At 62.3% G+C, this 26,020-nt stretch carries 24 protein-coding genes; 22 read left to right on the forward strand and 2 right to left on the reverse strand.

The genetic code is table 11. From position 1 onward, the window contains the following. Window positions 1-47: 47 nt before the first annotated feature. The 13 genes from FOB72_RS11120 (at window position 48) to FOB72_RS11180 (ending at window position 15,065) form a co-directional block, all read left to right on the forward strand. Window positions 48-4,796, forward strand: a complete 4,749-nt coding sequence (locus tag FOB72_RS11120) for a pilus assembly protein (protein ID WP_150372565.1) — start codon at window positions 48-50, stop codon at window positions 4,794-4,796. A 31-nt stretch (window positions 4,797-4,827) separates the two neighbouring features. Next, entirely contained in the window at window positions 4,828-5,283 is a 456-nt protein-coding gene (locus FOB72_RS32875; protein ID WP_150373864.1) for a type IV pilin protein, read from the forward strand. 236 nt (window positions 5,284-5,519) lie between these two features. After that, the gene (locus FOB72_RS11130) at window positions 5,520-5,849 is read left to right on the forward strand and encodes a hypothetical protein (RefSeq protein ID WP_150372566.1); all 330 of its coding nucleotides are present in this window, start codon (window positions 5,520-5,522) and stop codon (window positions 5,847-5,849) included. Between the two features lie 11 nt (window positions 5,850-5,860). Further along, window positions 5,861-6,820 (forward strand): PilW family protein, encoded by a 960-nt coding sequence (locus tag FOB72_RS11135; protein ID WP_223851306.1) that lies wholly within the window; start codon window positions 5,861-5,863, stop codon window positions 6,818-6,820. After that, the gene (locus FOB72_RS11140; RefSeq protein ID WP_223851307.1) at window positions 6,814-7,374 is read left to right on the forward strand and encodes a pilus assembly protein PilX; all 561 of its coding nucleotides are present in this window, start codon (window positions 6,814-6,816) and stop codon (window positions 7,372-7,374) included. The genes FOB72_RS11135 and FOB72_RS11140 overlap by 7 nt, the downstream gene beginning before the upstream one ends. After that, entirely contained in the window at window positions 7,371-9,440 is a 2,070-nt protein-coding gene (locus FOB72_RS11145) for a hypothetical protein (RefSeq protein WP_150372567.1), read from the forward strand. Before FOB72_RS11140 ends, FOB72_RS11145 begins: the two co-directional genes overlap by 4 nt. Then, on the forward strand, window positions 9,437-9,913 hold the full coding sequence (locus tag FOB72_RS11150) for a type IV pilin protein (RefSeq protein ID WP_223851308.1): 477 nt from the start codon (window positions 9,437-9,439) through the stop codon (window positions 9,911-9,913). Before FOB72_RS11145 ends, FOB72_RS11150 begins: the two co-directional genes overlap by 4 nt. A 14-nt stretch (window positions 9,914-9,927) precedes the next feature. Further along, entirely contained in the window at window positions 9,928-10,491 is a 564-nt protein-coding gene (locus tag FOB72_RS11155) for a prepilin-type N-terminal cleavage/methylation domain-containing protein (protein WP_191002139.1), read from the forward strand. A 53-nt stretch (window positions 10,492-10,544) separates the two neighbouring features. After that, window positions 10,545-11,666 carry a bifunctional diaminohydroxyphosphoribosylaminopyrimidine deaminase/5-amino-6-(5-phosphoribosylamino)uracil reductase RibD gene (gene ribD / locus FOB72_RS11160; protein WP_150372569.1) on the forward strand — a complete coding sequence of 374 codons (1,122 nt, stop codon included), beginning with the start codon at window positions 10,545-10,547 and terminating at the stop codon, window positions 11,664-11,666. Between the two features lie 25 nt (window positions 11,667-11,691). Beyond that, window positions 11,692-12,336, forward strand: a complete 645-nt coding sequence (locus tag FOB72_RS11165; protein ID WP_150372570.1) for a riboflavin synthase — start codon at window positions 11,692-11,694, stop codon at window positions 12,334-12,336. A gap of 931 nt (window positions 12,337-13,267) precedes the next feature. Beyond that, a complete protein-coding gene (locus tag FOB72_RS11170) occupies window positions 13,268-13,963 on the forward strand; it encodes a hypothetical protein (protein ID WP_150372571.1) in 696 nt (231 codons plus the stop codon). 3 nt (window positions 13,964-13,966) lie between these two features. Then, window positions 13,967-14,179, forward strand: coding sequence for a hypothetical protein (locus tag FOB72_RS11175; RefSeq protein ID WP_150372572.1), 213 nt, complete (start codon window positions 13,967-13,969; stop codon window positions 14,177-14,179). Between the two features lie 142 nt (window positions 14,180-14,321). Continuing rightward, on the forward strand, window positions 14,322-15,065 hold the full coding sequence (locus FOB72_RS11180; RefSeq protein WP_150372573.1) for a class I SAM-dependent methyltransferase: 744 nt from the start codon (window positions 14,322-14,324) through the stop codon (window positions 15,063-15,065). 104 nt (window positions 15,066-15,169) lie between these two features. Here FOB72_RS11180 and FOB72_RS32950 read toward each other — a convergent pair whose 3' ends face one another. Then, on the reverse strand, window positions 15,170-15,616 hold the full coding sequence (locus tag FOB72_RS32950) for a winged helix-turn-helix domain-containing protein (protein WP_150372574.1): 447 nt from the start codon (window positions 15,614-15,616) through the stop codon (window positions 15,170-15,172). 169 nt (window positions 15,617-15,785) lie between these two features. Between FOB72_RS32950 and FOB72_RS11190 the strand changes: the two genes are divergently transcribed. The 5 genes from FOB72_RS11190 to FOB72_RS11210 all read left to right on the forward strand — a co-directional run bounded on the left by FOB72_RS11190 (window position 15,786) and on the right by FOB72_RS11210 (window position 21,904). After that, on the forward strand, window positions 15,786-17,156 hold the full coding sequence (locus tag FOB72_RS11190) for a tyrosine-type recombinase/integrase (RefSeq protein ID WP_191002141.1): 1,371 nt from the start codon (window positions 15,786-15,788) through the stop codon (window positions 17,154-17,156). A gap of 69 nt (window positions 17,157-17,225) precedes the next feature. After that, window positions 17,226-18,092, forward strand: coding sequence for a hypothetical protein (locus tag FOB72_RS11195; RefSeq protein WP_150372576.1), 867 nt, complete (start codon window positions 17,226-17,228; stop codon window positions 18,090-18,092). A 304-nt stretch (window positions 18,093-18,396) separates the two neighbouring features. Beyond that, window positions 18,397-18,687: a helix-turn-helix transcriptional regulator gene (locus FOB72_RS11200; RefSeq protein WP_223851309.1), complete on the forward strand. Its 291-nt coding sequence runs from the start codon at window positions 18,397-18,399 to the stop codon at window positions 18,685-18,687. 16 nt (window positions 18,688-18,703) lie between these two features. Beyond that, on the forward strand, window positions 18,704-20,545 hold the full coding sequence (locus tag FOB72_RS11205) for a DUF3631 domain-containing protein (RefSeq protein ID WP_191002142.1): 1,842 nt from the start codon (window positions 18,704-18,706) through the stop codon (window positions 20,543-20,545). 198 nt (window positions 20,546-20,743) lie between these two features. Continuing rightward, the gene (locus tag FOB72_RS11210) at window positions 20,744-21,904 is read left to right on the forward strand and encodes a phage/plasmid replication protein (protein WP_191002143.1); all 1,161 of its coding nucleotides are present in this window, start codon (window positions 20,744-20,746) and stop codon (window positions 21,902-21,904) included. Window positions 21,905-22,225: 321 nt separating this feature from the next. Here the strand turns inward: FOB72_RS11210 and FOB72_RS32955 are convergent, their stop codons facing one another. Further along, window positions 22,226-22,459, reverse strand: a complete 234-nt coding sequence (locus FOB72_RS32955) for an AbrB/MazE/SpoVT family DNA-binding domain-containing protein (RefSeq protein WP_411859791.1) — start codon at window positions 22,457-22,459, stop codon at window positions 22,226-22,228. 140 nt (window positions 22,460-22,599) lie between these two features. On the opposite strand from FOB72_RS32955, the gene FOB72_RS11215 reads away from it, so the two are divergent. The 4 genes from FOB72_RS11215 (at window position 22,600) to FOB72_RS11230 (ending at window position 25,905) form a co-directional block, all read left to right on the forward strand. Continuing rightward, complete coding sequence (locus tag FOB72_RS11215; RefSeq protein WP_150372579.1) at window positions 22,600-23,358, forward strand: NYN domain-containing protein; 759 nt, start codon at window positions 22,600-22,602, stop codon at window positions 23,356-23,358. Between the two features lie 208 nt (window positions 23,359-23,566). Beyond that, window positions 23,567-24,208 carry a hypothetical protein gene (locus FOB72_RS11220; RefSeq protein ID WP_150372580.1) on the forward strand — a complete coding sequence of 214 codons (642 nt, stop codon included), beginning with the start codon at window positions 23,567-23,569 and terminating at the stop codon, window positions 24,206-24,208. An 89-nt stretch (window positions 24,209-24,297) separates the two neighbouring features. After that, a complete protein-coding gene (locus tag FOB72_RS11225; protein ID WP_150372581.1) occupies window positions 24,298-25,341 on the forward strand; it encodes a YaaC family protein in 1,044 nt (347 codons plus the stop codon). Between the two features lie 6 nt (window positions 25,342-25,347). After that, window positions 25,348-25,905 carry a hypothetical protein gene (locus FOB72_RS11230; protein WP_150372582.1) on the forward strand — a complete coding sequence of 186 codons (558 nt, stop codon included), beginning with the start codon at window positions 25,348-25,350 and terminating at the stop codon, window positions 25,903-25,905. Window positions 25,906-26,020 lie beyond the last annotated feature (115 nt).

Genomic DNA, 26,020 nt, shown 5'->3' on the forward strand with positions numbered 1-26,020 from the left:
ATGTCACTGAGCCGTTCTTGCGCAACCTCCCACCTGTCGGGCGCACTATGACCCAGCTAACCTCCTTCCGCGTCATGAGCCGCATCCAGCGCGTGCTCCTGGCCACGTCCTGCCTGCTAGCGATTGCGTCCGCGTCGGCCGCGCAGCTGAACCTGTCCACGCGACCCCTGTATGCGGGCGGCGCCGTGCCACCGATGGTCATGATCGACCTGAGCAAGGACCATTCGCTGCACCAGAAGGCCTACAACGACTACACGGACCTCGACGGCGGCGGAATCGACTCGACGTACAAGAACAGCATCGAGTACGCCGGGTACTTCGACTCGTACAAGTGCTACGACTACGACGCGAGCGGCGTCAAGGGCTTCGTGCCCAAGGCGTTGACGACCACGAAGTACTGCGATGGCAAGACCTGGAGCGGCAACTTCCTGAACTGGGCGTCGATGAGCCGGATCGACGAAGTGCGCAAGATCCTGTACGGCGGCACGCGCTCCACCGACACGGCCACGCAGACCATTCTCGAGCGCGCGTTCCTGCCGATGGATGCCCATGCGTGGGCCAAGTACTACTCGGGCACGGACATCGCGCAGCTCACGCCATTCAGCGTGGAACTGCCGGGCGACGTCAAGGGTGTGACCTCGACCACGAGCATGACGCTGTCGGCGGCGGTCCGCACCGTCTCGGTCAGCAGCACGAGCGACATGCAGGTGGGCGACCAGATCCAGCTCAAGCCGACCAGCGGCAATGCCGGCGCGTCGATGACGGGCTGGATCTCCAGCGTCGGAACGGGGCAGATCACCCTTGCCATCTACGGCGAGAGCGTGATCAACCCGACCAACACGAACACGACCTACAACAACTGGAACGTGCTCAACCTGACCCGCGGCGGGCTGACGTTATGCAACGTCACGCCGAAGGACAGCAACAACCTCAACTCGCAGAGCAACACGCAGCCGCCGCAGATCCGCGTGGTGCGCGGCAACTATGCGACGTGGGGCGCCAGCGAGAAATGGCAATGCAACTGGTCTTCGGAGGCGTCGAACACGCAGAGCGGATTCCTGCCCAATATCGGCAGCACGGCGGTATCGGGATCGTCCAACGGTAACCGCGCCGCGGTGTCGGGCATCAATTCGTCCGCGGAGAATCCTTCGAAATCTGCGCGCGGCCTGGGCACGGGTCAGGACACGGGCACGTTCAACGCACGCGTGCAGGTGTGCGTAGCGAGCCTGATCGGCACCGAGAACTGCAAGCAGTACGGCACGAGCTACAAGCCTTACGGCCTGCTGCAGAAGTACGGCGAAACGGGGCAGATGCTGTTCGGCCTGATGACGGGCACGTACGACAAGAACATTTCGGGCGGCGTGCTGCGCCGCAACGTGACGAACTTCGCGAGCGAGATCAACCAGGCCGACGGCACGTTCGTCTTCACGGGCACCAACGGCGTCAAGGGCATCGTCTGGAACATCGACAAGCTGCGCCCGTATGGCTACAGCTACAGCGATGGCGGCTACACGAGCGCGGATTCCTGTAATTACCAGCAGACGTCGATCGTGCCGAGCGGCGGCAGCAACGCGCAGAACAAGCCCGCCAGCGAGGGGAATTGCTCGACATGGGGCAATCCGATGTCGGAGATCTACATCGAGACCCTGCGCTACTTCGGCGGGCTGACGCAGAACGCCGATTTCCAGCCCAGGAGCAACGGCAAGGACAACGCGCTGGGCCTCACGCAGGCCACCTGGGCCAACCCGATGGACCTGCCGGCCAACAACGCCAGCAAGGCGCCCTACTGCTCGCCGATGAACGCGCTGGTGTTCAACGCGAGCGTGACGTCCTACGACAACGACCAGGTCGGCATCCTCAACGGTCTGGCCGGCGCGCCCAATGTCAGCACCTACACCGACAAGGTCGGCACCGGCGAAGGCGTCGATGGCAAGTCGTGGTTCGCGGGCGGCGTGAATGGCGGCGTGATCGACAACCTCTGCTCGGCGAAGAAGGTCGGCAAGTTCAGCGACGTGCTCGGTATCTGCCCAGAAGGCCCGTCGCAGCTCGGCACGTTCCAGATTGCCGGCGCGGCGCTGTTCGCGCATATGAACCGCATTCGCGATGGCAGCAAGCTCGGCGTCCCCACGAGCGATACGACGTCGCTGAAGGTCTCGACCTACGCGGTGCAGCTGGCAACCACGACGCCGAAGATCAACGTGAACGTGAACGGCAAGACCGTGACGATCATGCCGGCCTATCAGCTGCATCCGTCCGGCGTGGTGGCCAGCAGCGGCACGCTGGTGGACTTCAAGGTCATTTCGCAGACGGCGACCGACGGCAAGTTCTACGTGAACTGGGAAGACTCCACCGCGGGCGGCGACTACGACCAGGACGTGTGGGGTATTCTGAGCTACAGCGTCAGCGGCAACAACATCACGGTCACCACGCGCGTGGTGTCGGCCTCTACAGCAAACGGTCAGGGCTTCGGCTACGCCATCTCCGGCACGGACAAGGACGGCCCGCACTTCCACTCGGGCATTCTGGGCTTCAACTACTCCGACCCGGTACCGGTGACCGTGACGCCGAATACCAAGGTCGACAAGACCGGCGGCTGCAGCAACTGCGTACTCGGCGATGCCGCGACGAGCGTGACCTACTCCGCCAGCGGCAACGCGGCGGCGGAGTTCCTGGATCCGCTGCTGTATGCGGCGAAATGGGGCGGCTTCAAGGACATCAACGGCTCGGGGGCCCCGGACCAGGCGTCGGAGTGGGATGTGCGCCTGCAGGACGGCACGCCCGGAAACGATGGCATTCCCGACAACTACTTCTATGCGACGAACCCGGGCGCGCTCAGTGCGGCGCTGGAGCGGGCATTCCTGTCGATCCTGAAGGCTTCGTCGGCCGCGGCGGCCGCCACCAACTCGACGACACTGTCCACGGACACCACGATCTTCCAGGCCCGCTTCAACGGTTCGGACTGGTCGGGCCAGTTGCTGGCGTACGGTCTCGGCCCCGACGGCTCGGTCAAGACGCCCGAGCTCTGGGATGCCGGCCAGAAGTTCGCGGGCGTTTCCGCCAACGCGCGCAAGATCCTGACTTTCAACTACGCGGACAATACCAGCGCCGGGATTCCATTCCGGTGGAACAGCCTGCCCGACGCGTACAAGACCGCGCTGAACACCACGGACACGCTCGGTAGCAAGCGGCTGGACTGGCTGCGCGGCGACCAGACCAACGAGGGCGACGGCGCCACGCAGTTCCGCACGCGTCCCTCGACCGTGCTCGGCGACATCATCGACTCGGCCCCGCAATATGTGGGCAGCCCGACCGCTGGCTACACGTCGCTCGCATACGCACAGTTCGTGGCCGCGCACCGCAGTCGCAAACCGATGGTCTACACGGGCGGCAACGACGGCATGCTCCACGCGTTCTCGGCGGACCCCTCTCCCACCGGCGACGGCGGCAGGGAACTGTTCGCCTACGTCCCGTCGCTGATGTACAGCCGCCTGGCCAACCTCACGGCGAAGGGCTACACGCACGCGTACTACGTCGATGGCACGCCGAAGGTCGCGGACGCCGTCGTCAACGGCAACTGGCGAACCGTTCTGGTCGGCGGCCTCGCCGGCGGCGGACGCGGCGTCTATGCCCTCGACGTGACGGACCCGGATTCGATCTCGGAAGGCACGGCGGCCAGCACCGTGCTCTGGGAGTTCACCAGCGCGTCGGATCCCGATCTCGGCTACACCTACGGCCAGCCGAGCATCGTGCAGTTCAAGAACGGCAAGTGGGCCGCCATCATCGGCAACGGCTACAACAGCACGGCGGGCCGCGGCTCGATCTTCGTCCTGATGCTGGACCGCCCGGCCGGCAAGAAGACGTGGACCCTCGGCGTCGACTATTTCAAGCTCACGCTCGACGATGCGGGCACCACGGCTTCCAATGCCGTCGTGCAGCTCTACCCCAGCGATGCCGATGGCGACGGTGTGGTGGATGCCGTCTACGCGGGCGACCTGCTCGGCAACGTGTGGCGTTTCTCGTTCGACGACGCCACGCCGGCAAACTGGCAGGGCACGCGCCGCAAGCTGCTGAAGGCCACCGATGCCGGCGGCAAGGCGCAGCCGATCACGGCCGCACCCGTCGTGCGCCGGCATCCGCTGGGCGGCTATCAGGTGCTGGTCGCCACCGGACGCTTCGTGGACGTCGCCGATCCGACCGATATGTCGGTGCAGAGCGTGTATGGCGTGTGGGATCAGAACAAGACGTCGCAGGCCACCGTGACGCGTTCCGACCTCCAGGTCCAGTCCATCACGCAGGAAGTCCTCGTGAACAGCGTCTGGTATCGCCTGATGACGAACAACATGTTCCAGTACGCACCCGCCGGCAAGCAGGGCTGGTATCTGGATCTCGTGCCGCCGGGCTCGCCCCCGGCACCGCAGGGTGAACGCGTCATCTACAATCCGCAGCTTCGCCAGGGCCGCCTCATCTTCACCACGGCCATCCCTTCGACCGATGTCTGCGAGAACGGCGGCACGAGCTGGCTCATGGAGTTCGACTCGCTGACGGGCGGGCCGCTCACGACGTCGCCGTTCGACGTCAACGGTGACGGCAAGTTCGACGCCAGCGATCTGATCAACAAGACGGACACCGTCACGGGCACCAAGCAGGGGAACGGCATCAACACCGCGCCCGCCGTCATCGAAGGCCCGAAGGACGAGAAGAAGATCAGCCCCGGATCCAATGGCGGGATCAGCGAGGTGAACGAAAGCAGTTCGATCCGGCGTGGCCGCCTGACATGGCGCCAGATCCTGCATTGATGGCGGGCCCGAGGCAACAAGGAGAAACAGCATGATGAGAACCGCCCTGCCGATCAGGCGCCCGCGCGGCGCCCGGGGCTTTACGCTGGTGGAGCTGATGATCACGGTCATGATCATCGGCGTCCTGGCGACGATCGCGATTCCGAGCTATCAGCAGTACGTGCAGCGTGCGCGCCGCACGGAGGCGAAGAGCGCGATGCTGCGGCTGATGGGGACGCTGGAACGGTACTACACGGTGAACATGAGCTACACCCTGAGTCCCCTTACGCTGAACTATCCCAACTGCGGCAATAACACGACGGGATCGGGCGATACCTGCGAGGCGAGCACATACCTGATCACGCTGGCGGCAATCGGCGATCTGAACACGGGCGTCATGCTCAGCGCTTCGCCCAAGCAGCCGGACGCGCTTTGCGGCACGCTCACGCTGAATACGAAGAACCAGAAAACCAGTAGCGGAACGGGCAGCCAGCAGGATTGCTGGTAGGCGGTCGGCACGCAGGTCTCAGACGGCGCCGGCGGTCGCTTACACACTGCCACACTCCCGGCACACGTCGACACGTTTCGGCGGGGTATCCGACGCTACGCTTGGCGCCTTGAACGCTGATTGAGGCCGTCATGCCGGATACCCGCCGCACCGTACTCTCTTTTTCTCGCCGCCCTCCCTGCGGCCTTCCCCGCCGCTCTCCCCTCTGCCTTCCCCACGCCACGATGCGCGGGTACGTGTTCGCCGAGGCGTCGCTGTCGGTGTCGATCGTCGCGATGGCGGCATTGCCGCTGGCACTGCTCGCCACCACCGGACTCGATACCGCGCGCCAGCAGCGCGCAGTGCTCGATCTGGCACGCGTGACCGCGGCCGCCGCTGAGCACTGGCCGGGGCATGACAGCCGCGGCGCAAGCCTCGCGCGCTGCGGCACGCTGCATGCCGATGCCGCGTGCGCACCGGGGGAACGGCTCGTCGTTGGCACATCGCTCGCGCCGCCGCGCCCATCCCTCTCGCCCACGATGCAGGCCGCGGCATTGCCGCGCGTCGCGCTGTGGATCGCCCCGTAGGCCCGGCCGCCATGCGGCGACCACACGCGTTCCCGCGCCGCACGCGCGCGTTCTCGCTGGCCGGCATGCTCGTCGGCCTCTCGCTCGGTCTCCTCGCCAGTATCGTGGCCTTCGTGACGTTCCGCATCGCGAGCGTCGCGTACCGCGATATCGTCGATCACGTGATGATCGAGGAGCGCGGGCATCGCGCGCTGACGGTGCTCGCGCACGCCATCCGGCATGCGGGCCATCTTTCGCCCGTCGCCGCGTCGGTCACGCTGTTCCCCGCAGCCCCCGAACCGGCACCGGTCGTCGGGCGCGACGACTGTGGATCGCGCTTCGTTGACACGGTGGACGACGTGACATGCGCGCGGGCCGGCGTCGCGCGCAGCGACGCGCTGCGCGTACGCCTGTCCGGCAGCGGCAGCCCCGGCGACCCGACGCTTCCCGACGGCACCATGAGCGATTGCGGGGGCTACGCGTTGCCCGCGCGCGCGACGCACCCGCTATATCCCGAGTGGCCCGGCGAACGCCACGCGCACAATGTGTTCTATATCGGCCGCGCGGCCGATGGCGTGCCACAGCTCATGTGCCGCTATCCGGCGCGCCGCGACGGCCGTATCGCGAGCCACCGGCATACACAGGGCCCCCTCGTGCGCGGCGTGGAGACCATGCAGCTCCGCTATGGCATCGACGCGGACGACGACGGCGAGATCGAGGACTTTCTGCGCGCGGAAGCCGTGCGGGCGCGCGGTCCCGCCGCATGGCATGCGGTCCGCGCGGTGCGCATCGCCATCGTCATGCGCGGCGAACGTCATGCGCGCGGTGACGGCGCGCCTACGCTGCAGCTATTCGATGACGGGGCGTTCGGGAGCACCCCTTCGCCCGATGACCGCTTTACGCCCACACGCGACCTCGACCGGCGCCGCAAGGTGCTCACGACGACGGTGCGCCTGCGCCATCCGTCGTCCTGCCGGGAGGCATCGTGCTGAAGGGATGCGAACGGCCACGTCGCGGCGGGGGTATCGGCACGCTGGCCTTCGTGTCGCTGCTGCTGATGCTGACGGCGTCGTCGTGCTTTGCGGCCATGCATCTGCTGCGTGTGGGACAACTCCTTGCCAGCCGGCATATCGATCGCGAGATTGCAATGCACGCGGCCGAGGTCGCATTGCTCGATGCGGAAGCGGATGTACTTGCGGCGCTGGCGCAAGGCGGTGGAAGGCTGCTGCAATGGCCCGATGCGGGGACCTGCGTCGAAGGCGCGGGGCGAGGCCTCTGTGTGCCCGGCCGGGATATGCCGCCCGTCTGGTGGCGCTGGCTCGATGGACAGCCGCTGGCCGAGGCCGCCACGTTCGGCACGTTCACGGGCGCGCGCATGCCCGAGCTGCCCGATGGCGTCGCGGGCGCAGCGACACTACCGTGCTACGTGCTCGAGCCGATCGGTGACGGCATGCCAGGCCATCGGCCGCGCTTTCGCGTGACCGCGCTCGGCTTCGGGCGCGATCCGCGCGTGCGGGTGCTGGTGCAGTCGGAGTTTCAGCCATGAGCGCGCGACGCGGCCGTCTGACGCGCGTGGTGGCCATGATGGCGCCCATCATGCTGGCGATCGTCGTGTGGGCAATACCTGCCTGCCATGGCTCGCCGGCCGGTCATCTGCCCAGGCACTATCGCATCGAACGCGCTGGCTATCCGTGGACGGGCCGGCTGCATGCGGTCACGTTTCATACGTCCGCGCTCGATGGCGGCCTCGCGCCGGTCATGTCGCAATGGGAAGCGGGCCATCTGCTCGATCGGCGAGATCCGGCCTCGCGGCATCTGTATGTCGGCGGCGCACGGATGGCCGCCCTGCACTGGGATGCCCTCGATGACGACGCCCGCGATCGCCTCGCCGGCGGCGTGTCCGCACGCGAGGGCAAGGACCGGATCGGCTGGCTTCGGGGTCGATTCGGCATCCCGGACATGCGGCCGCGCGATACGCGGCTCGGCCATGCGGGCGAGGCGCACGTGCGCGTGGTCGCGCCGCCGATCTGGCAGCCGCTGATGCCGGGGCACGATAGCTTTCGCATCGCCCATGCGCGGCGGCCGCATACGGTTTGGCTCGGCACGCGCGCGGGTGTCGTGCATGGCTTCGATGCGATAACGGGCCACGAGATCGCCGCGTTCATGCCACGCGCGTTGCTGTCGCAGGCCGGCGCGCTTGCCGGGGCCGGACCTTTGCCACCGCTGCGCGTGCCGTGCCCCCGTCCCGATACGATCGATGCCGATCTGCGGGGTGCGTGGCGGACGTTGCTGCTGTGTGGGGTGCCGGCGAGCGACGATCGGGATCGCGGGGAGGACGGCCTCCCGGACACCGCGGCGCATGCTGATCACCCCATGGACCGTCCGATCGACCACCCGATGGACCACCCGATGGACCACCCGACGGACCACCCGATCGACTACCCGATGGACCGCCCGATGGACCGCCCGATGGACCACCCGATCGACCACCCGATGGACGATTCGATCGCCGCTATCACGCACGCCCCCGTGAACGTTGGGATGCACAACGAGTTGCACGACCGGCGCACCCACGTCCGCCACCGCCCCACCCCCGCAATCTTCGCCCTCGATATCACCACCCCCGACGCACACCGCCCGCTATCCCTGATCTGGGAACTCGCGGCGACCGACACGCTGCCTCTGACCGGCAGCGGCCCCCTGCGCGCCGCCGCGTCTATCGAGCACGGCACCCGTCGCTGGCACGCCGTGGCCATCGTCGCGCATGCGAACCGTACGGGCATCGCGCTGATCCCGCTCGACGCCACGCCGTCGCGCGATATCCGTCAGATGCTGCTGCCCTCGCATGGATGCGATGGCACGCAGCGTGCCGGCCGCCTGCTGGCCGCGTCGGTCCTCGCCGATGCGCGCGGCCTCGCGCGCTCGATCCACGCCATCGACGATGCCGGCCAGCTATGGCGCTTTCCATTCCCGTGGGACGCCGCGACAGGTCCGTCGCCAACCCCCGTCTGCGTACTGAAACTGCGCGGCGGCGCCAGCCGGCGCGCCGAAGCCCCGCTGATCCTGCCCGGCGTGATCGTCCCGCTGGTGGCCGTGGGCAGCGGCAGCGAAGTCGCCGTGGTACCCGCCACGCCCGCCCCGCACGCCGCCGCGGCGCGCGCCACCGCGGCCCGCGCCGTCATCCGCGCGCGACGCCAGCACGGCGACTCCGGTGGCGTCACGCTGCGCGCCGATGGCGCCACCGATCACGGCTGGACCTTCGTGCTGCCCCATGCGGGCGAGCGCTTCGAGCGATGGCTGCCAGCCGGCCACGCGCACCTCGCGTTCACCACCGTGTCCGCGGACGGCGGGCGGCGCAGCTATCTGGTCGATGCGATGCGTGGCATCTCGCCCGTCGTCACGGGCCTGCCCGCGGCGAGGACGGAACCCGTGGTCACGATCACGCCCGTCCACACCGATGGCGAGACCGCGCCGGGCATACAGCGGCGCGATATGGAGTCCGTCGCGCTGTGGACGGTCGGCAAGGACGATGCCCATCTGCAACAGCCGCTGCAACACGTCCGCCGGCGTGGCCGCCTGGGCTGGCGCGAATTGACCCGGAGTTCGCCATGACCCCTGCCATGACCCCCAACATGACGCACCCCCCCGCGCGACGCCGCGGCCTCGGGCTCGCCGAGGTGCTCGTCGTACTGGCCATCGGCACGGTACTGACGGCACTCGCGCTTCCCGCGTGGCAACAGCACCGCGCACGCGCGCTCCGTGTGGAAGCGCGCGCCGCGCTCGCGGCGTCGATGCTCGCCCTCGAACGCCATGCACTGACGCACGCGAGCTTTGCGGCCACGCACGACGAGTCGCTGCCGGCTGGCACGTGGCCACGGCCCGTACCGGCCGCGCCGGGTGTCGCGCATCACTGGATTGCCGCCATGCCATGCGAAGACCTGCCGCTCAGCCAGTGCGTGGAATTGCGCGCGACGCCCGTTACCCCCGACCCGCGCTGCGGCACGCTCGTATTGCGCAGTCATGGCGCGTGGCTGTCGCTGCCCGGCGCAAGTGGCGCGCCCGTTCCGCTCCCCCGCGGATGCTGACCGACGGGATCGAGATGACATCGCGCTACCGATGCGGCCTGTCGCTCGTGGAATGCCTCGTCACGCTTGCCGTGGCCGCCATCCTCGCAGCCGCCGCCTATCCGGCATTGCACGCCGTGGTTGCCGAGCAGACCGTCACCCATGCGGCCGACCGGCTGGCCGCATCGCTCGCACTTGGCCGCAGCATCGCGGCCACGCAACTGACCGATACGGCATTGCTGCCCCTGGCGGGCCACGCCGCGTTCGACCATGGCTGGCAGATCGTGTCGCGGGCGCACCCCGATGCCCCGCTGCTTGCCGTGCCGTTGCCGGACCGCTGCCTGCGCATCGCGCTGCGCGGCAGCCGGCACGAGAGCCGCCGCGAAACACACAATGCGGGCCACGGCGCACACGCGCCCGGCATTCGATGGACGGCTGTGGGATACTCACGTTCTGAGCACGGCGGCTTTCATGCCGCCACGTTCGTGGTTCGCTGCCATGGAGCGCGGCGGCAGGTCAGACTCGGCGCGCAAGGCAGGATTCGCATCTGCCGGCCACCGGCCGGTCTCCACCGCCATGCCGACCGCGACTGCGACTGATCTACGTGCACCGCTCGCCATTTCACCACGCAAGGCTCGTCACGCCAGACCGTATGTTTTCCGATTCCGATCACGCCGCCATGCAACAGGCGCTCGCGCTCGCGGCGCGAGGCATGTTCACGACCACACCCAATCCCCGCGTCGGTTGCGTCCTGATCCGCGACGGCGAGGTCATCGGGCAGGGATACACGCAACCGGCGGGACAGGATCACGCGGAGATCCAGGCCATGAAGGACGCGCTGTCGCGCGGGATCGATCCGCGCGGCGCCACGGCCTACGTCACGCTCGAACCCTGCAGCCATTTCGGCCGCACGCCCCCCTGCGCGGATGCGCTGGTGCGCGCCGGTATCGCGCGCGTGGTGGCGGCGATGGAAGATCCCAACCCATCCGTATCGGGCCGCGGATTGCAGCGGCTGCGCGATGCGGGCATCGACGTGCGCTGCGGGCTGTTGGAGAAGGAAGCGCGCGATCTGAATATCGGCTTCGTGTCGCGCATGACGCGCGGCACGCCATGGGTACGCGTGAAGGTGGCCGCGTCGATCGACGGCGGCACCGCGCTGCACGACGGCACGAGCCAGTGGATCACGGGCCAGGCCGCGCGCGACGATGGCCATGCGTGGCGCGCGCGCGCCTGCGCGATCCTCACGGGCATCGGCACCGTGCGCGACGACAATCCCGAACTGACCGTGCGCGCCATTCCCACGCCGCGCCAGCCGCAGCGCGTGCTCGTCGACTCGCGACTCGACGTTCCGCTCGACGCGCGCATGCTCGCGCGCGACACCGGCGATTTCGCGAAGCCCGTGCTGATCTTCTGCGCCGTCGACGATGTGCCGCGCCGCAAGGCCCTCGAGGCGCGTGGCGCCGAGGTCGTCGTGCTGCCGAATCCGCACGGCAAGGTCGAGCTGCGCCAGATGCTCGAGGCACTGGGCCAGCGCGGCATCAACGAACTGCATGTCGAGGCCGGCCACAAGCTCAATGGTTCGCTGATCCGGGAAGGGTGCGCGGACGAACTGCTGATCTATCTGGCGCCGAAGCTGCTCGGCGATGCGCAGGGCATGTTCAACCTGCCCCCGCTCGCCCGCCTCGACGATGCCCCGGCATTCCACTGGCACGACGTGCGCCAGATCGGCGACGACCTGCGCCTGATCGCGCGCCGCGCGCGCCCCCAATCATGATTGACGGTTTCTGAAGAGATCCACCATGTTCACAGGCATTGTCGCGGCCGTCGGCCGCATCGAATCCGTTTCGCCGCTCGGCGACGCGCAAACCGCGGCCCAGGCCGGCGTGCGGCTGCGCATCGCCGCGGGCGATCTGAACCTGTCCGATGTCGCCCTTGGCGACAGCATCGCCATCCAAGGCGCCTGCATGACGGTGGTCGCGCTCGAAGCGGGCCATTTCGACGTCGACGTCTCGCGCGAATCTCTCGACAAGACGGTCGGCCTCGACCGCCCCGGGCGCGTGAACCTCGAGAAGGCGCTGACGCTGGCCGAGCGCCTCGGCGGCCATCTGGTCTCGGGCCACGTCGATGGCCTGGGCGAGGTGACGCACTTCGCGCCGGTCGGCGAGTCGCACGAGCTGCGCATCCGCGCGCCGCGCGAACTCGGCAAGTACCTCGCCTACAAGGGTTCGGTCGTGGTGAACGGCGTGTCGCTGACCGTGAACCGCGTAACCGATGGCCCCGATGGCTGCGAGTTCTCGATCAACCTGATTCCGCACACGGTGGAAGTCACGACGCTGCAGGAACTGAAGGCCGGTGCCCGCGTCAATCTGGAAATCGATCTGATCGCGCGGTACGTGGAGCGGATGCAATCGGCGTCTACCGACGTACATAACCCATTGATTTAATTTAATTTTCACCAAATCAGCTGTCTACTGAGAGCTACCAAAAACCACCGGTAGCTCTCAGCTTGCGACGGTAAACTTGACGGTATACTTCACCGGCACGCCGAAGTATACCGTCGGGAGCCGCCAAATCCGGACATCAAACCACCCGGTTATCAGCCGCCTTCCTGCGCCAGCACTGGGACTTGCGGCCGCCCCGACAAGTGCGGCTTTCCAGATTTTCTAGTTATCGGACTTGCTCGCACGGTCATCCTCCGGGATTGCACGCGTATCGCCGCGCTCGGCCCCGTGAACGGACTGCACAGCGGCTTTGGCGAGTACCGAACCTCTCACCAACCACTGGCTAACCCGAGCCAGGCATGTGTTGCCGGACGGACGAAACGAGGCGGAGATCGACAGGCTAGTTGCCGCACTCGAGCTTCTGCTTAAGATTGAGCCGCCGCCGCAACAGGATCAACCATCATTCTCGTGCGAGAAGAAGGTGATTGAGTGCACTGGCTCCTTCCGGCCGGTCTCGACCTGCTGCCCAGCGCCAAGCTGCGGCTGCTCTGACCGACCCTTTACTGCCGGTCAAACTTGCCCTTGCGAGCGTGTGGAAAGCAAAGAGAAATCAGACGGTCACCGCTGCCTTCTAGGCCCCTTCTCCTACAACCATTACCCCGGAGCACATGGAGCACGGAGAGCACAGGGAGAAACAGGAGGACATGGAGCACCGAATTTCACCCGTAACCATTTGATCTTAAAGAAGATTGTCCGGTTCATGTCTGCGGAATCATGAGAACTGAAGTTGACCAGTTGATCAACTTCGCTGATCTGATTAAACCTTGGTCCGCAAAAAGCTGGGACAGACTGCGTGGGATTCAGAGTATCCAGTCATTGGAGTTGCGCGACTTCAGGTGTCTAATCGGTCTATCAAATTACTCGAAGGACTGACATGGCAACACAGAAGCAATCGCGGAACCGACGGCTCAATATGACCGAGCGCGCAAAGCAGCAAATGGAAATCCAGTTCCCCGACTACCCGCGTGAACTGCTTTGGCATCGCAAATTGAACGATGGCTACTCGACGATCCCACGTACCCTCCCGCTCGCGATGCAAGGGATCGACGCCCAATCCAAGGGGCAACCTGCGGGGCATACGCTGCTGTGCTTGTGGATTCGTGCACCCGATTACCCTTTTCTCACGATTGACGCGCCGGCCACCTTCGCAGCAGAAACCGGCTTCGATGGCGAGCGTGCAGTCGATACTTGGCGCCGGCGCATGCGCACGCTGCGCGATCTCGGATTCATTGAGGCGAAGAAGGGGCCTTCCGGCGACTTCCACTACGTACTGCTGCTCAACCCAAACGTAGGCATCGAAAAGCTGAACCGAGCGGGCAAAGTGCAGACCGCTCTCTACGGACGCTTCCGGGACCGTTTGATCGACATCGGCGCGCAGAGCGACATCACGGACTATGACGACCACCTTGCTGACCTCAAGAAGGCCGAAGCGAAGTTAGCTGCGAAAGCCGCGAAGATTGCCAGGAGCCCAGTCGCTTCTTCCGACGCACCAGCTAAGACAGCCAAGTCGACCAGTGTTTCCGCAAAGCCCAAGTCGAGGGCCCGTTCGAAGCTTAAGGAGGAGGACTAAAGAATGGCTCGCATCAAAGACTCCCCGGAAGAAAGGAGCTTGTTCGGTCGCTGGGCTCGATGGGCGGCGGCACCGTACTGCGAGTTCAAGGACGACCGCGCCCGCCTGCTCGCCCTTGTTGCGCGCGACCTACGCAAGGTGATTATCGCGGTCGTGCTTGCGGTCACGGGTGTCTCGCTGCCGTGGCGTGCGTGGATTGCCCTTCTTGTGGGATGAGCCGGCTCCCCTGCGCGAGATTGCGACTACCACTACTTCTGCCTCAAGATCCGAGCCGCCCCGGAATTCGCCGATGAACCTTATGTAAGCCGCTCCGAATGAGGCAGAATTTCCCCTCTTCCCTCTCAATAAAGGATGTTGCATGGTCGACAAGAGCAAGGTGAGCGAATCCATCGGCCGCAAGGCGTACGCTGAATTCGCCGAGCGTTACGCCGAGATTGCCCCGACCAAACCGCATAACGCCCTCTATGAGCGCCCAACATCGATGGCACTTCTTGGTGATGTCAATGGGCGAGCGGTTCTCGATGCCGGATGTGGGCCGGGCATTTGTAGTCAGCAGCTCGCGAGTAGCGGAGCCATGGTGCATGCATTCGATGCAACCCCGGAGATGGTGAAACTTGCTCGCACTCGCTGTGCCGGCTTACCCGTGGAGGTAGTAGAGGGTGATCTTTCTATGCCTCTCGCGTGGCTGCAGGACCATTCATTCGACAAGATCTTGTGTTCGCTTGCTTTCGACTACGTAGAGAATCTCGCGCCGGTTCTCGGGGAATTCCGACGGGTGTCGCGGCCGGGGGCGACTTTGGTGTTCTCGATGGCACATCCGATGCGAGATTGGATGGATGAGCGGACACGAGGCGAAACTAACTATTTCGACACATCCAAATTCGGATTCTACTGGTCAGGCTTTGGCGAGCCCAAGCCCTATGTGCAGGCGTACCGCAGGCCCCTTTCCGACATTCTGAACGGTCTGACGAACAGTGGATGGTCCCTGGATCGATTCATTGAGCCCCGTCCGTTACCGGAAATGAAGGAGGCATCGGAGCGCCTCTATACGGAACTATCCCAAGCCCCCGCGTTCATCTGCGTGCGCGCGCGGTGGTGCTAATGCGGAGCGTCTTGCTTCGGCGACTAGGCGTGTGACACCGAAACGGGCTCCGCCCGGCTTCGTGGCCGACGCGAGTCTGAGCTGTAATGAGGATGCTTAGTTTCTCATGTACCACCTTCAGGCGGTCTCCTAGCAGGCGATCTCTTTCGCGGCGCTGCTGGCCCCCTCAATCGGATACCCATCTCCCTTAGCGTGCGGTGAACGTTCGGCACGCCAAAGGCTACACCGAACTTCCGCTCGATAAGCTGACTGACTAGTGCCAGCGTCCACCAGCCCGATGGGGATTCGCGCTTCGTAGGCCCCACAAACAGCGTCTTCCTCAACGAGCGTCGTTGCGCTTCATTCAAACCGGCAGGACGCCCCAATGGCCGCTGACGCCACGCCTGGGGACTCTCTGCCAGCTTCTTGGCCCAACTTGATGCTGCCTGCCGGCTGACACCGAGATGGCGCGCCACCTCCGCCTGGGAAACGCCGCGAGCGAGCATGCGCATGCCATCGCGCCGACACTCTTCCATCCCTTCCAAATCTCTCTTGTACTGCTTCATTGCCATCGTGTCAGCAGAGCTACCTAGTCATGCCGAAGACAGTACCCAATGCTCCCCCGCTTGTCATCCATTTAATGAAAAACCGTGGATCCGCCAAAGTTAGCCGACGATGGACCGCGAGCCAGCGCCATTGCTATGTTTGATGCCGCCCAATACCTCTACATTGAGTCCCAGAATGATTCTGAGCACCAAGAAAATCGAGAGCATCAAATATGACGACAAGGCGCGGACGCTGCGCGATGGCACGGGCTTGTGCTTGGTCGTCTTCAAGAAATCCAAGTCCTGGCGCTACACCTATCGGTATGCTGGCCGCTGCTACACGATCACGTTCGGCACATATCCCTCCATCAGTCTCGCGGAAGCTCGTGAATGCCTGAGCGAAGCCAAGAAGCAACTCGCTCGCGGCGTCAATCCCGCCATCAACAAGAAGCTGCTTAAACTGGCATCGGAAGCGCAACTCGGCAACAGCTTCTCCGATGTGGCGAAGGACTGGTATGACAGCAAGAAAGATCAACGCTCCGATGTATGGTGCGAGGCCCACGAGCTCTATCTGCGCCGCGATCTGAACCCCTATCTCGCCAACCTGCCGCTCGAGTCGATTGACCCCACGTTGCTACTGAACGTCCTCGAACGGATCAAATCAGTTCGCGGCGTGCGGACAGCGGAGCGCGTTCGGCAAACAGCTATCCAAGTGTTCGACCACGGGATGCGCAAACTCAAGATTCAGGCGAACCCAGGGCGCATTTTGAAGGGCTGGGCGGATCTGCCTGCGCAGGTCAGCCATCAGCCGTTGCGAGAGGATGAGATTCATGAGTTTGTCGAACGCCTCGACGCCGATACCGGATCTGTCGCCACCAAGCTATGCATCTTGCTCATGTTGCTCACATTCGTACGCAAGACAGAAATTGTTGAGGCGCGCTGGTCGGAGTTCGACATGCGCAAGGCGATGTGGACGATCCCGCCTGAGCGCATGAAGATGCGCGATGCCCACGTGGTACCGCTCAGCCGGCAGGCGTTGGAAGCATTGACGCAGTTACGGCCGCTATCGTTTGGCTCGCCCTTCCTGTTCCCGAGCAACAGCACCATCACCAAGCCCATGAGCCTGTCCACGCCCAACGTCATGTTCAAGCGGATGGACTATGCAAACCGCTTCTCGCCGCATGGCCTGCGCTCGACTGCCAGTACTTGGCTGAACAATCGCGGCGTGCGTGCGGATGTCATCGAGCGCCAGCTCGCCCACGCCGAGCGCAACCGCGTGCGCGCCGCCTACAACCATGCCGACTACATGCCGGAACGCATCGCCATGATGCAGATGTGGGCTGATTTCATCGAGCCGCCCGCACAGGTAACGACGATCAACGAGAAGTTGTTTGCACCCACCGAGGCAGAAGCCCACTACACGCCCGATGACTGGGCGTGGCAGTTCCTTCGGTTGAGCAATGACTACAAACAAGCCTTTGCTCGCGCTAGCGCAGAGACACCCGATGCAGAGCACCTGAGCGAGATCCGAAGCCACCTCGTCAATGCCGCCCATGTGCACGTATAAGCAGGAGCCGACCCTGCCTGCGCCCTCGAGTTTGGGCTCGCCGCATGGCTGGACCCGTCACTTGAGACTTTGCCGAAACTGAATGGGGCCGGCTCCTGGTTTTTTCCGCTGAAGCGCGTCACTCAGGAAGACCGCCGTCTCATCGAGGTCGGTGCAACCTGGCCGGCTCAACGCGCTGCCGGCAAGCGCCCGACTGAAACCCCGCCACAGCTTGTTGTCAGTGAGACAGCCTTCGGATATGGCGCGGCCAGGTGCGCAAACTTATGCGATACCTCCCGCCACGAGCGCATGGTCTGGGCTGCAATTGACTGCAGCGTGCCTCCTGATGCTCAAGTCGCCTCCCTAAAGGCACTTGCTCAAGTGCATCGCGCATACTGGCGCGAAAACGGCATGCTGACAAAGGACACCTCCACGGCGACAATCGAAACGACCGACTATCAGGATGTCTTTTCCCATGTCGGGTTTCGACGAACCCACGATGCGGGCATTTCGACGGACGACAACGCTTCTTTCTGGCGGGTTGTCGGCGTCGATGCACTGGGCCCCATCGTTACAGAGACGGAGACTTGCCTGCGGCTGCTGCGCGAAATCCACTGCCGATTCCAAAAGCAAGAGGAGGTTACGAACTGGCCATCTCGTTTTCCCCAACTCATTCCGACCGTGCCAGGTCAGTCTGAAAGACCTCCAACTAACAGCCGCTACCTGAAAGCCCTTCTCGCCCTGGCTACAGCAAGCGCGTCAGCCAACTTTGACCAGACGCGCGCCAATGACATCGCTCGGGAAGTAGGCATTGGCCCCACTAAGGGCAGACGTTCGCCCAGTTGGATGACGGATTTCCACGATTCCATGGAGGAAACGCATCTTCGTCGAGCCAACCTCTTAGTCAGGAAGCTCTATCGCTGGCTCGTGCATGCCCAGATATCGCTGGCGCAGTAGCCACCTAATTCGACTGAAACGTAGGTCACCCGTCGCAGCGATGTGCCAGCAGCCGAGAGAATCGCCGCTGGCACATCCCCCCTCGCAAGCCCAACTGCCACACGGCGCCAATTCCCCAACGCAATCCGGAACGCCTGCGCCGCCACTACCACACCCCAAGTAATCCCGCAAATAGCAAGGAAGCGTTTTCGTGCGACCCGAGCCCGGCCTAAAGCAGGTCTTGCTATTCGCCGTGAGGTTCCCTGAAAGGAAGAATGCGTCCGTTCGATCACGAACATCCTTCAACAGACGAACGGAGCCTTCCATGCAAAGTACCAACATCAAACTGGCAACAACGCAACTCATGGGGTCTACGGCGAAGCCCTACACATGCTCCCGCGAAAGCACAGCACCTACCGAAATCAATGAGCTGATCCGGCTTCCCACTGTACTTCAGATCGCTGGCATCAGCCGACCGCAGGTCTACGTGCTCATGCGACGGGGCCGATTTCCGCAAGGCGTGAAACTGGGCAGGGCGACAGCCTGGGTCCGTAAAGAGATCAACGATTGGGTACAGCAGCGTATTGCCGAGCGCGATGCAACGCTGGCAGCCTGAGAAGGAAGAGGCTCCCATGAATACACACGATCTGTTTTCGCAGAACCCAACGGAATGGCCTCGCTCGAAAGATGCTGTCACGGCAAAAATCGCCACAGTTTTCGCGGACCTCGCACTTGCTACAGGGGTTCACCCAGTTGCCGCAGCCACTGGCCTGACCAAGGCCGTAGGCTTCGAATGTAATTCCCCATTGATGATCTGGGGCATCGACTGCTCCAATGCACTCATATTCAAAGTCTGTGACAAGGCCGGGGAAGCCTGCAATGTACTCGTCGCTTGCATGGCGGACGGCGGTCATGAAGAACTAATGATTCCCGGCGCCAAAATCGAAGGCGGCTACATCCGCTTTGGTGTCCAGCTCGGCGACTCTCCGATCTATATCGCCACGGATTGGGCGAGTGCCGCAGCCATTCACGAGGTGACCGACGCCCCGGTCGCATGCGCAATCTATGCTGAAAACATCCTCGAGATTGCTGCAGACCTCCAAGGGAAGTATCCCGACATGGAATTGATCGTGTGCACCGGGACGAGCGACGACCCAAGCCATCGCATCGCCGCCGAAACTGCCGCTCACCTGGACATCAAGCTGGCCGTAGCTGAGGACGCTAACTCCTTCATCGAATGCTACAGATCCCTCGGTTCGGACGGCATTCTTCGTAGCATCGCCGCTGCTACTGTGCCGGACAGTTCTGTGCTCGACATGCACGCCGACGACCCGCTCGATCCGCCTGCCCCAAGTCGCTGGCCAGGTCAGATAAGCGGCAGCGTGATGGCACAGCATGCTGTGATGCTGGTCATGCGTCATTTGATCGTGGACGCCCATGTCGCTATTGCGATCATCCTCTGGGCATTGGCAACCTATTTCGTTGACGTCATCCGCGTCGCCCCGTTGCTCGCGTTCTTCTCCCCCGTCAAGCGGTGTGGAAAGACAACTGCGCTAGGCATTCTGAAGAGTCTGGCGTTTCGAGCCTACGCAGCCTCCAACGTAACACCGGCGACGCTGTATCGAATGCCAGCGCACAACAAGCCGACGACCCTAATCGACGAAGCAGACACGTTTATTCACTCCCGTGAACTTATCGGCATCATCAATTCCGGTCACACGCGACAGGCGGCGTCTATCACCAGAGTGGAAAAAGGCCGCACCGTCTCATTTGGCACCTTCTTCATGAAGGCGATATTCGGAATTGGCCGCCTTCCCGAAACGCTGGAGGATCGATCAATCTTGATTGAACTGCAACGCAAGCGCCCGGATGATATCGTGGAGAAGCACATACCATCAGCCAATGATGCGTTTGCTCCGATTCGCGCCTGCTTTGCCCGACTGGCACATGAACATGCAAACGATGTCCGAAACGCCATCGGCGACTCCATCAACCTGGGCAACGACCGGTTCTCGGACAACTGGGAGCCACTACTCGCAGTCGCAAGCCTCTTAGGCGATGACTGGCTCGTGCATGCTCTCCAAGCCGCGACCACACTTTCGACGCGAAACGATCATCAGCCTCAGGCTGGCCTGGAAGAATTGCTCGCAGACATCAAGCTGGCCTTCGAGTCGAAAGCAGCCTCAAAGCTCTCGACAGGCCAGCTGATCCAGAGCTTAACCTTTGACCCCGAAAAACCATGGGCAACGTTCACGCGCGGCGGGCCAATCACAGCACATGACGTTTCACGGTCACTCCGTCCTTTGCACATTAAAAGCGTCAATCTGCGCACGGAGCGGTCGCCGGAAGACGTAGGCCCTGCCCCGTCGCTCAAGGGTTACTACCGCCGGGACTTTGAGGACGCATTCGCTCGATATCTCCCTGGCGACCGGAGTAAGCCCGGTAAGGGTAACCACATACCCGATTCAGCATGAGCCGCCACACCGCTACACAGCGGTAAGGCAGCAGTGACGTAATACCGTAACTATGTACCTATTTTGTATAGCTGTATTCCCATGTAGATATCCGTACGAATCAGCTTGATAGCCGTCAATGATATCCATGGAATACCAGTTCAACTCATATTCGATGAGTACAGCCTTATGAATCCCACGAAGATAGAAGATTGCATCATGCTCGACACCGTAGGGCTTGCAGTGGATGGCATCGACGCGACGTTGCCCACTCACGTACGGACAGAGAATGGTGAGGAGACGCGATCCACCGATCACGGAAATATGAGCTCTTCGTCAGGCCGGCGCACGCTCAGCGTCAAGCACGTCAAATCTAAGAATCGGCTACTCGTTGAAGGAAGCTGTGCTGCGCACCTTCAGGAGCACAACATCGTCGCATCTAACGATATGATCATGACAGCGTTCTCTATGCTGAGGGCCGTGAAAGACTGGCATGGGCTCAACATCCCGTTGAAAAGGGCCAGAGAATTTGCACGCGGCGAAGACATTACAGTCACCCGAGTAGATATCCCCGTCATGCTCCGTGTCCCGCGGGGAATGAGCGTTGGGGCGGTAGTCAACGGCTTGGCCTGTGCAGGTATCCGCTGCGGGATCAATGTGGCGCTGTACCACGATGAGAGCTTCTACTACGACCAAAGCTCGCAAACGGCTGCCCCGAAGGGATATGACAAGGCAGCGGAGATCGATCAGCGCCGAAAGAAGCTCGTGCTGCCGGAAAGCCAAGCAGCCGAAACCCTCGGCGAACTCGCCTCCTCAAATGTCAGGCTTGAGGCCGTGTTCCGACAGAAGTACTTTGCCAGCCATGCCTGGTTCGCCGGACAAACAGTGACACCTCGCCACCTCAGTCCACCCATGCTCGCCGCAATGCTGCTTGACCTGCTCAAAAAATACGACCTGCGGGGGAGTCTCCGTGCGCGCCTGCGGCAGGAGGAACTTTGGCAGATACCGCAACCGTATAGGGGTACGGTGGCGTTCTGGCAGAACGGCGGCGACATGCTGCCCTACTTTGACTACAACGGACGCGCGCTCCGCCGTCACCGCAGGTTTCTGTGGGAGAAGTACTCGATTAATATTGACGGTCTGCCGCCTGGCGAAATCGAGGTTCCGGTGCAAATCGGCGATATCCTTGCCCCCGACAACTTCGTGGCGGTGCCGGATGCAATTCGATGCGACCCGAAGCTGTTCCACTCACTAAATATGCGCGATGAATGGAACGAGCTTTGCGACAGGGCGGGCATTCGCAAGGGCCTCGGGCGGGTCTATGTCGACCCATATGAGGAGCCGTGGCTGCCGCATGAACTCGGCGAGCAGAGCCTGTAGCCCTGTAGCGGTTTCTAGGTAGCCGCCTATGTGCGATCTCTGTGGCCCTGTAGCGGCTGCCTCAGAAACAAGGACTGAGAGACCAACTGTGGCGGTGTAGCGATCCTCGCTGACTACGCGTGCGCCGCCACATCGCCCCGCCACCCAACTCGGCGGGCAAACTGCTATGAAAAAGCCCCTCCTGATGCTCGCCATTACCACGGTCAAGCTGTCACTCGCCAAGCTTGTATCCTGGCCGCTCAGCACGCTGGCCGGTCCGCTGAAGGAACTACCGAGCCCGGCGGGGAGCCAAGAATTAACAAGATGTGCAACTTGCGAAGGTTACCACTCCAACTCGGGCTCATCCTGCTGTGACTGGCCATCAGTAAGCCCATACTCGCGCGGAGCATTTTCGGCCTTGCCCGCGCGTATCATGATCTCGCCAGAGTCCAACAGGCGTATATACAGATAGTCCCCGGCGGCTAGTCCGGCGCATTCTACGATGTGTTGCGGCAAGCGCAGGCCGAGGCTGTTGCCCCAGCGGTTCAGTTTGGTCGACGTGGCGATACAGCTCACTCATTGATATTCGATGTATAAATTGAGCAAACCTGCCAATATCACCTCAGCCTCCACGGCCAGCAGCACCACTGGCCAAGCCAACTTCTAGGCAATTGCCCCTGCTATGATGCAGGAACAACAATGAAAAGGTGGCAAGGATGGCGGGTCAATCGGCACCAGCGGAAGCACGGGTCGCAGTACTCGTAGACTGCGACAATACAAGTCCAGAGATCCTCGAATACGCGCTCCGGGTCGTTGCCCAGTTCGGGCGCGTCGTACTTCGTAGAGGGTACGGAAACCATGCCACACTTGCCCACAAGTGGCAGGAAGCCATGGTTCGCCTCGCCTTTACCCCCTGTCTACAGTATCAATATGCGGCGGGCAAGAATACCGCTGATATCGCCTTGGCCCTGGATGCGATGGAAGCCATGTTCGACTCTCGCGCCGATACCTTCTGCCTCGTCACGAGCGATTCGGATTTCGCCTACCTTTGCCGCAAGCTCCGCGAGCGCGGGGCCACTGTGCATATCGTTGGGGAGACCAAGACGCCTGACGCACTGCGCAATGCCAGCGATCAGTTCTTCGAGTGGTTGCCGCCAGAGCCTGTCGCCGAACCAGCAGACCCGGCGAAACCAAAGGCTGCCGCGGCTCCTGCGAAGCCCCCGACGAAGCGGCGACCCAAGGCAGTAATTAGGGCCGTCGAGCTGCTCGCCGGCGACACGCCAGATGGCTGGGTGGGCTTGGGGGCCCTAGGACAGTACCTCAAACGCACAGATCCAGGGTTCTCGCCCAAGGCTTTCGGCCATGCCGCGCTATCTGACATGGTTCGCACTTACCCCGACTTGGTCATGAACCAGCAGAATGGGACGGGCTTCTGGGTCAGCCTGAAGCCGAAGGCGGACGCAGCAGAAGCATGACCAGAGCATCTACTATACGCAGCAAGTAGCCAGGATTTCCCGCAATCCTTCTGGAAATACCTCGTTTCCACTTGTTGTGGCAACGTGCGAGGCAAATCAACTACGGAGATCTAATTTGGCTGGCACATGGCACATACCACTTAAAACGCGTGGAATCTCTGGGCATGGCACCCAAAACTTCTTATGGCAGGACGGCCAGATCTACATCATGGACAATCACCGTGCCGCCTGGTGGTGTTGGCTGCGCCACCTGCCGAGCGAAGAACGGGCTGACCTGTTTCACATTGACCGGCACTTTGACACGTTGAGCAGCAACCTAGCACTTTGGTTGCAGCATCTGCCCGCTCAGATGCGCGGCGTGTCGCTGGTAGACTATCTGAATTTTCGGGGAACAATTAATGGATTCCCCTGTGAAATCATCCGCTGGGACAACTACCTCAGCCTCTTTCTTGAGCATGAGAAGAACCATCTGGGTCAACTTTACTTCGCTACCCACGGCGATGGCGATGAGCCCAATGTTCCTGAGGGATCATACAGAAACGTCTTGCCATGGGATATACCGAAGAACTTTGACTTCTGGCTCACCGAGGGTCGCAACTGGATTGTCAATATTGATCTTGATTATTTTTTTTGCGACATGGAAGACGGCGAATGCCGGCGTCTCCTCGGGCCGGAATATGTTGAAGACCTGTGCTTGACAATCAAGAAGCATCTCGCAACAGGACTAATCAAGGTCTTGACGATTTGCCTCACTCCCGATGAGCACGGCTACAGTGGTGGCTGGGCCTCGGCCGAATCCCTGTGTGCCGAGTTTTGTCATCACCTCGGGCTGGATTTCAAGCTGCCGTGAATATTCGTGCGTGCAAATCTGGCCAAAACCTCCCTGGGGACCGCGCCCAACTGGTCACCTGTAAGGGAAAGCCGCAGAACCACCGCTAAATGCCAACGCTTCGTATAAACGAGCGGGACGTAGGCCCGCACAAAGCAACTGTCAACCCCAATCTGGGGGCTCGAACTGTGCTGACGAACAGCCACTGGGAATACGTGGCGCTTTGGCTCCGTCGGGAACGCAAGATCTCCGCCCTCTTCTACTGGCAACAGGCCCAAACGTTCGCACAGGCAGCCGAGGGTATGCCAGTTAGTTCGGCACCATTGCTCCTGTACTACTCATTTATGAACGCTGTGAAGGCGTTACTCTCCGCCAAGTCTGTGCCTTTTGATGAGCACCACGGCGTTCGGGCACACAACATGCGAGGCTCTTCAAGCAAAATTGCTTTGTCGAATGAAGGTGTCAGGCTCATGCAGAGGGGAATTGCGCCCGCATTGTCGCAATACTTCTCAGAAGCGGAGACGAGCACTAATCACAGCTTAGAGGAGCTGCTTTTTAACATTCCTTGGATTCATCGAACATTCTGCCTTACATACAAAAACCAGAAAGACCTCTTCATCCCGCTGACGGAATGCCGTATCGAGTTTGATGCAGTTTCAAGGACCGCTTACTTCTCTGCAATGTTGTCGAAGGACTTTGCGGGACCGACGTTCATCCGTCGATTGCCACCGTCGCTCATCGCAGACCCGACCGCGAACGATGGCAGGACCATTAGGTCCGTCGCAAATATTGCCCTAACACAGCCAGTAGCCCGCACGACCGCGGAGACTTCGGCGGTAGCGGGGCTCTTGCGAGGGCTTCGACCCGATCTGAACTACATCGCGGGCTCACAAACGCTCTGGTACGCAAAGGCAGTCGTCCCTGGGCCAGCCCGTCTGAAGCGATTCCCATTGACTTGCACCCTATTGGCTATGCATCGCTTAAGCGAAATCTGCCGCTATCGACCAATGGAGCTTGCCTCGTTCTTGACTGGCCAGAAGAACTGGCTCCTGACCGAATTCATTCGGATGTCACCGCCTCAGTTCCTCGATGAGCTTTCTGCTGAGCTAACCGGGCAGCAGTTCATGGTGCCTAACGTTCGACCGGCGAGCTGAGCCTCAATGCACAACATGAAGATCTATGTCGCATGCGGCCTTACGCATGTTCCCAGAGACGAATTTGCAGAATACGTCAGGTTGATAGAAGGCATTGCCGATGGATTGGCTCGCCAGCCTGCGGCCGAGGTCAAGTATGCGCTGAGAGATAGTGATCCCCAGCTTGCTCAAAAGCCATTCGCTGATCGCGCCCGTCTCTGCTACCTCTGGGACAAGGAAATGGTCGAGTGGGCTGACGTGGTCATCGCCGAAGCAAGCTACCCGTCCACCGGACTCGGCATCGAACTGCAACTTGCGTGCACACGAAACATTCCTATCGTTCTCGCATTCAAGTTGGATGAACGGCATCGGGCGCCTCCGGTCCAATACCGAACTCCCGATCATGAGATCCACAGCCTCCAACTCGGCGATGGCTATGTTTCCCTAATGGCGCTTGGCCTACCCAGTCTGTTCAAGGTCTTGCCGTACCGGGACGTTGAGCATGCTCTTTCCGAAGTCTCCGAAATAGTCGAAACGCTGCGAAAACCTGCCGGGGATAGCGAAAAGGGAGGATCCGGAGGCTAGCAAGCGAGTCTCCATCACCCCTCGACCCGGGCGTTCACGCTCCGAGTTGGGAAGCTTGTCAAGTCGTAAGTCGCTTGGGTCGGAAGGTGATGCACGGGCAAAAACGCCGAGCCGA

Source organism: Cupriavidus pauculus, assembly GCF_008693385.1.
GTDB lineage: Bacteria > Pseudomonadota > Gammaproteobacteria > Burkholderiales > Burkholderiaceae > Cupriavidus > Cupriavidus pauculus_D.

Bases quoted from the DNA above. Each gene is read 5' to 3' on its own strand.
- FOB72_RS11120 (WP_150372565.1), top strand. From the start codon at position 48: ATGACCCAGCTAACCTCCTTCCGCGTCATGAGCCGCATCCAGCGCGTG.
- FOB72_RS32875 (WP_150373864.1), top strand. From the start codon at position 4,828: ATGATGAGAACCGCCCTGCCGATCAGGCGCCCGCGCGGCGCCCGGGGC.
- FOB72_RS11135 (WP_223851306.1), top strand. From the start codon at position 5,861: ATGCGGCGACCACACGCGTTCCCGCGCCGCACGCGCGCGTTCTCGCTG.
- FOB72_RS11145 (WP_150372567.1), top strand. From the start codon at position 7,371: ATGAGCGCGCGACGCGGCCGTCTGACGCGCGTGGTGGCCATGATGGCG.
- FOB72_RS11150 (WP_223851308.1), top strand. From the start codon at position 9,437: ATGACCCCTGCCATGACCCCCAACATGACGCACCCCCCCGCGCGACGC.
- FOB72_RS11155 (WP_191002139.1), top strand. From the start codon at position 9,928: ATGACATCGCGCTACCGATGCGGCCTGTCGCTCGTGGAATGCCTCGTC.
- ribD (WP_150372569.1), top strand. From the start codon at position 10,545: ATGTTTTCCGATTCCGATCACGCCGCCATGCAACAGGCGCTCGCGCTC.
- FOB72_RS11165 (WP_150372570.1), top strand. From the start codon at position 11,692: ATGTTCACAGGCATTGTCGCGGCCGTCGGCCGCATCGAATCCGTTTCG.
- FOB72_RS11170 (WP_150372571.1), top strand. From the start codon at position 13,268: ATGGCAACACAGAAGCAATCGCGGAACCGACGGCTCAATATGACCGAG.
- FOB72_RS11175 (WP_150372572.1), top strand. From the start codon at position 13,967: ATGGCTCGCATCAAAGACTCCCCGGAAGAAAGGAGCTTGTTCGGTCGC.
- FOB72_RS11180 (WP_150372573.1), top strand. From the start codon at position 14,322: ATGGTCGACAAGAGCAAGGTGAGCGAATCCATCGGCCGCAAGGCGTAC.
- FOB72_RS32950 (WP_150372574.1), bottom strand. From the start codon at position 15,616: ATGGCAATGAAGCAGTACAAGAGAGATTTGGAAGGGATGGAAGAGTGT.
- FOB72_RS11190 (WP_191002141.1), top strand. From the start codon at position 15,786: ATGATTCTGAGCACCAAGAAAATCGAGAGCATCAAATATGACGACAAG.
- FOB72_RS11200 (WP_223851309.1), top strand. From the start codon at position 18,397: ATGCAAAGTACCAACATCAAACTGGCAACAACGCAACTCATGGGGTCT.
- FOB72_RS11205 (WP_191002142.1), top strand. From the start codon at position 18,704: ATGAATACACACGATCTGTTTTCGCAGAACCCAACGGAATGGCCTCGC.
- FOB72_RS11210 (WP_191002143.1), top strand. From the start codon at position 20,744: ATGCTCGACACCGTAGGGCTTGCAGTGGATGGCATCGACGCGACGTTG.
- FOB72_RS11215 (WP_150372579.1), top strand. From the start codon at position 22,600: ATGGCGGGTCAATCGGCACCAGCGGAAGCACGGGTCGCAGTACTCGTA.
- FOB72_RS11220 (WP_150372580.1), top strand. From the start codon at position 23,567: ATGGACAATCACCGTGCCGCCTGGTGGTGTTGGCTGCGCCACCTGCCG.
- FOB72_RS11225 (WP_150372581.1), top strand. From the start codon at position 24,298: ATGCCAACGCTTCGTATAAACGAGCGGGACGTAGGCCCGCACAAAGCA.
- FOB72_RS11230 (WP_150372582.1), top strand. From the start codon at position 25,348: ATGCACAACATGAAGATCTATGTCGCATGCGGCCTTACGCATGTTCCC.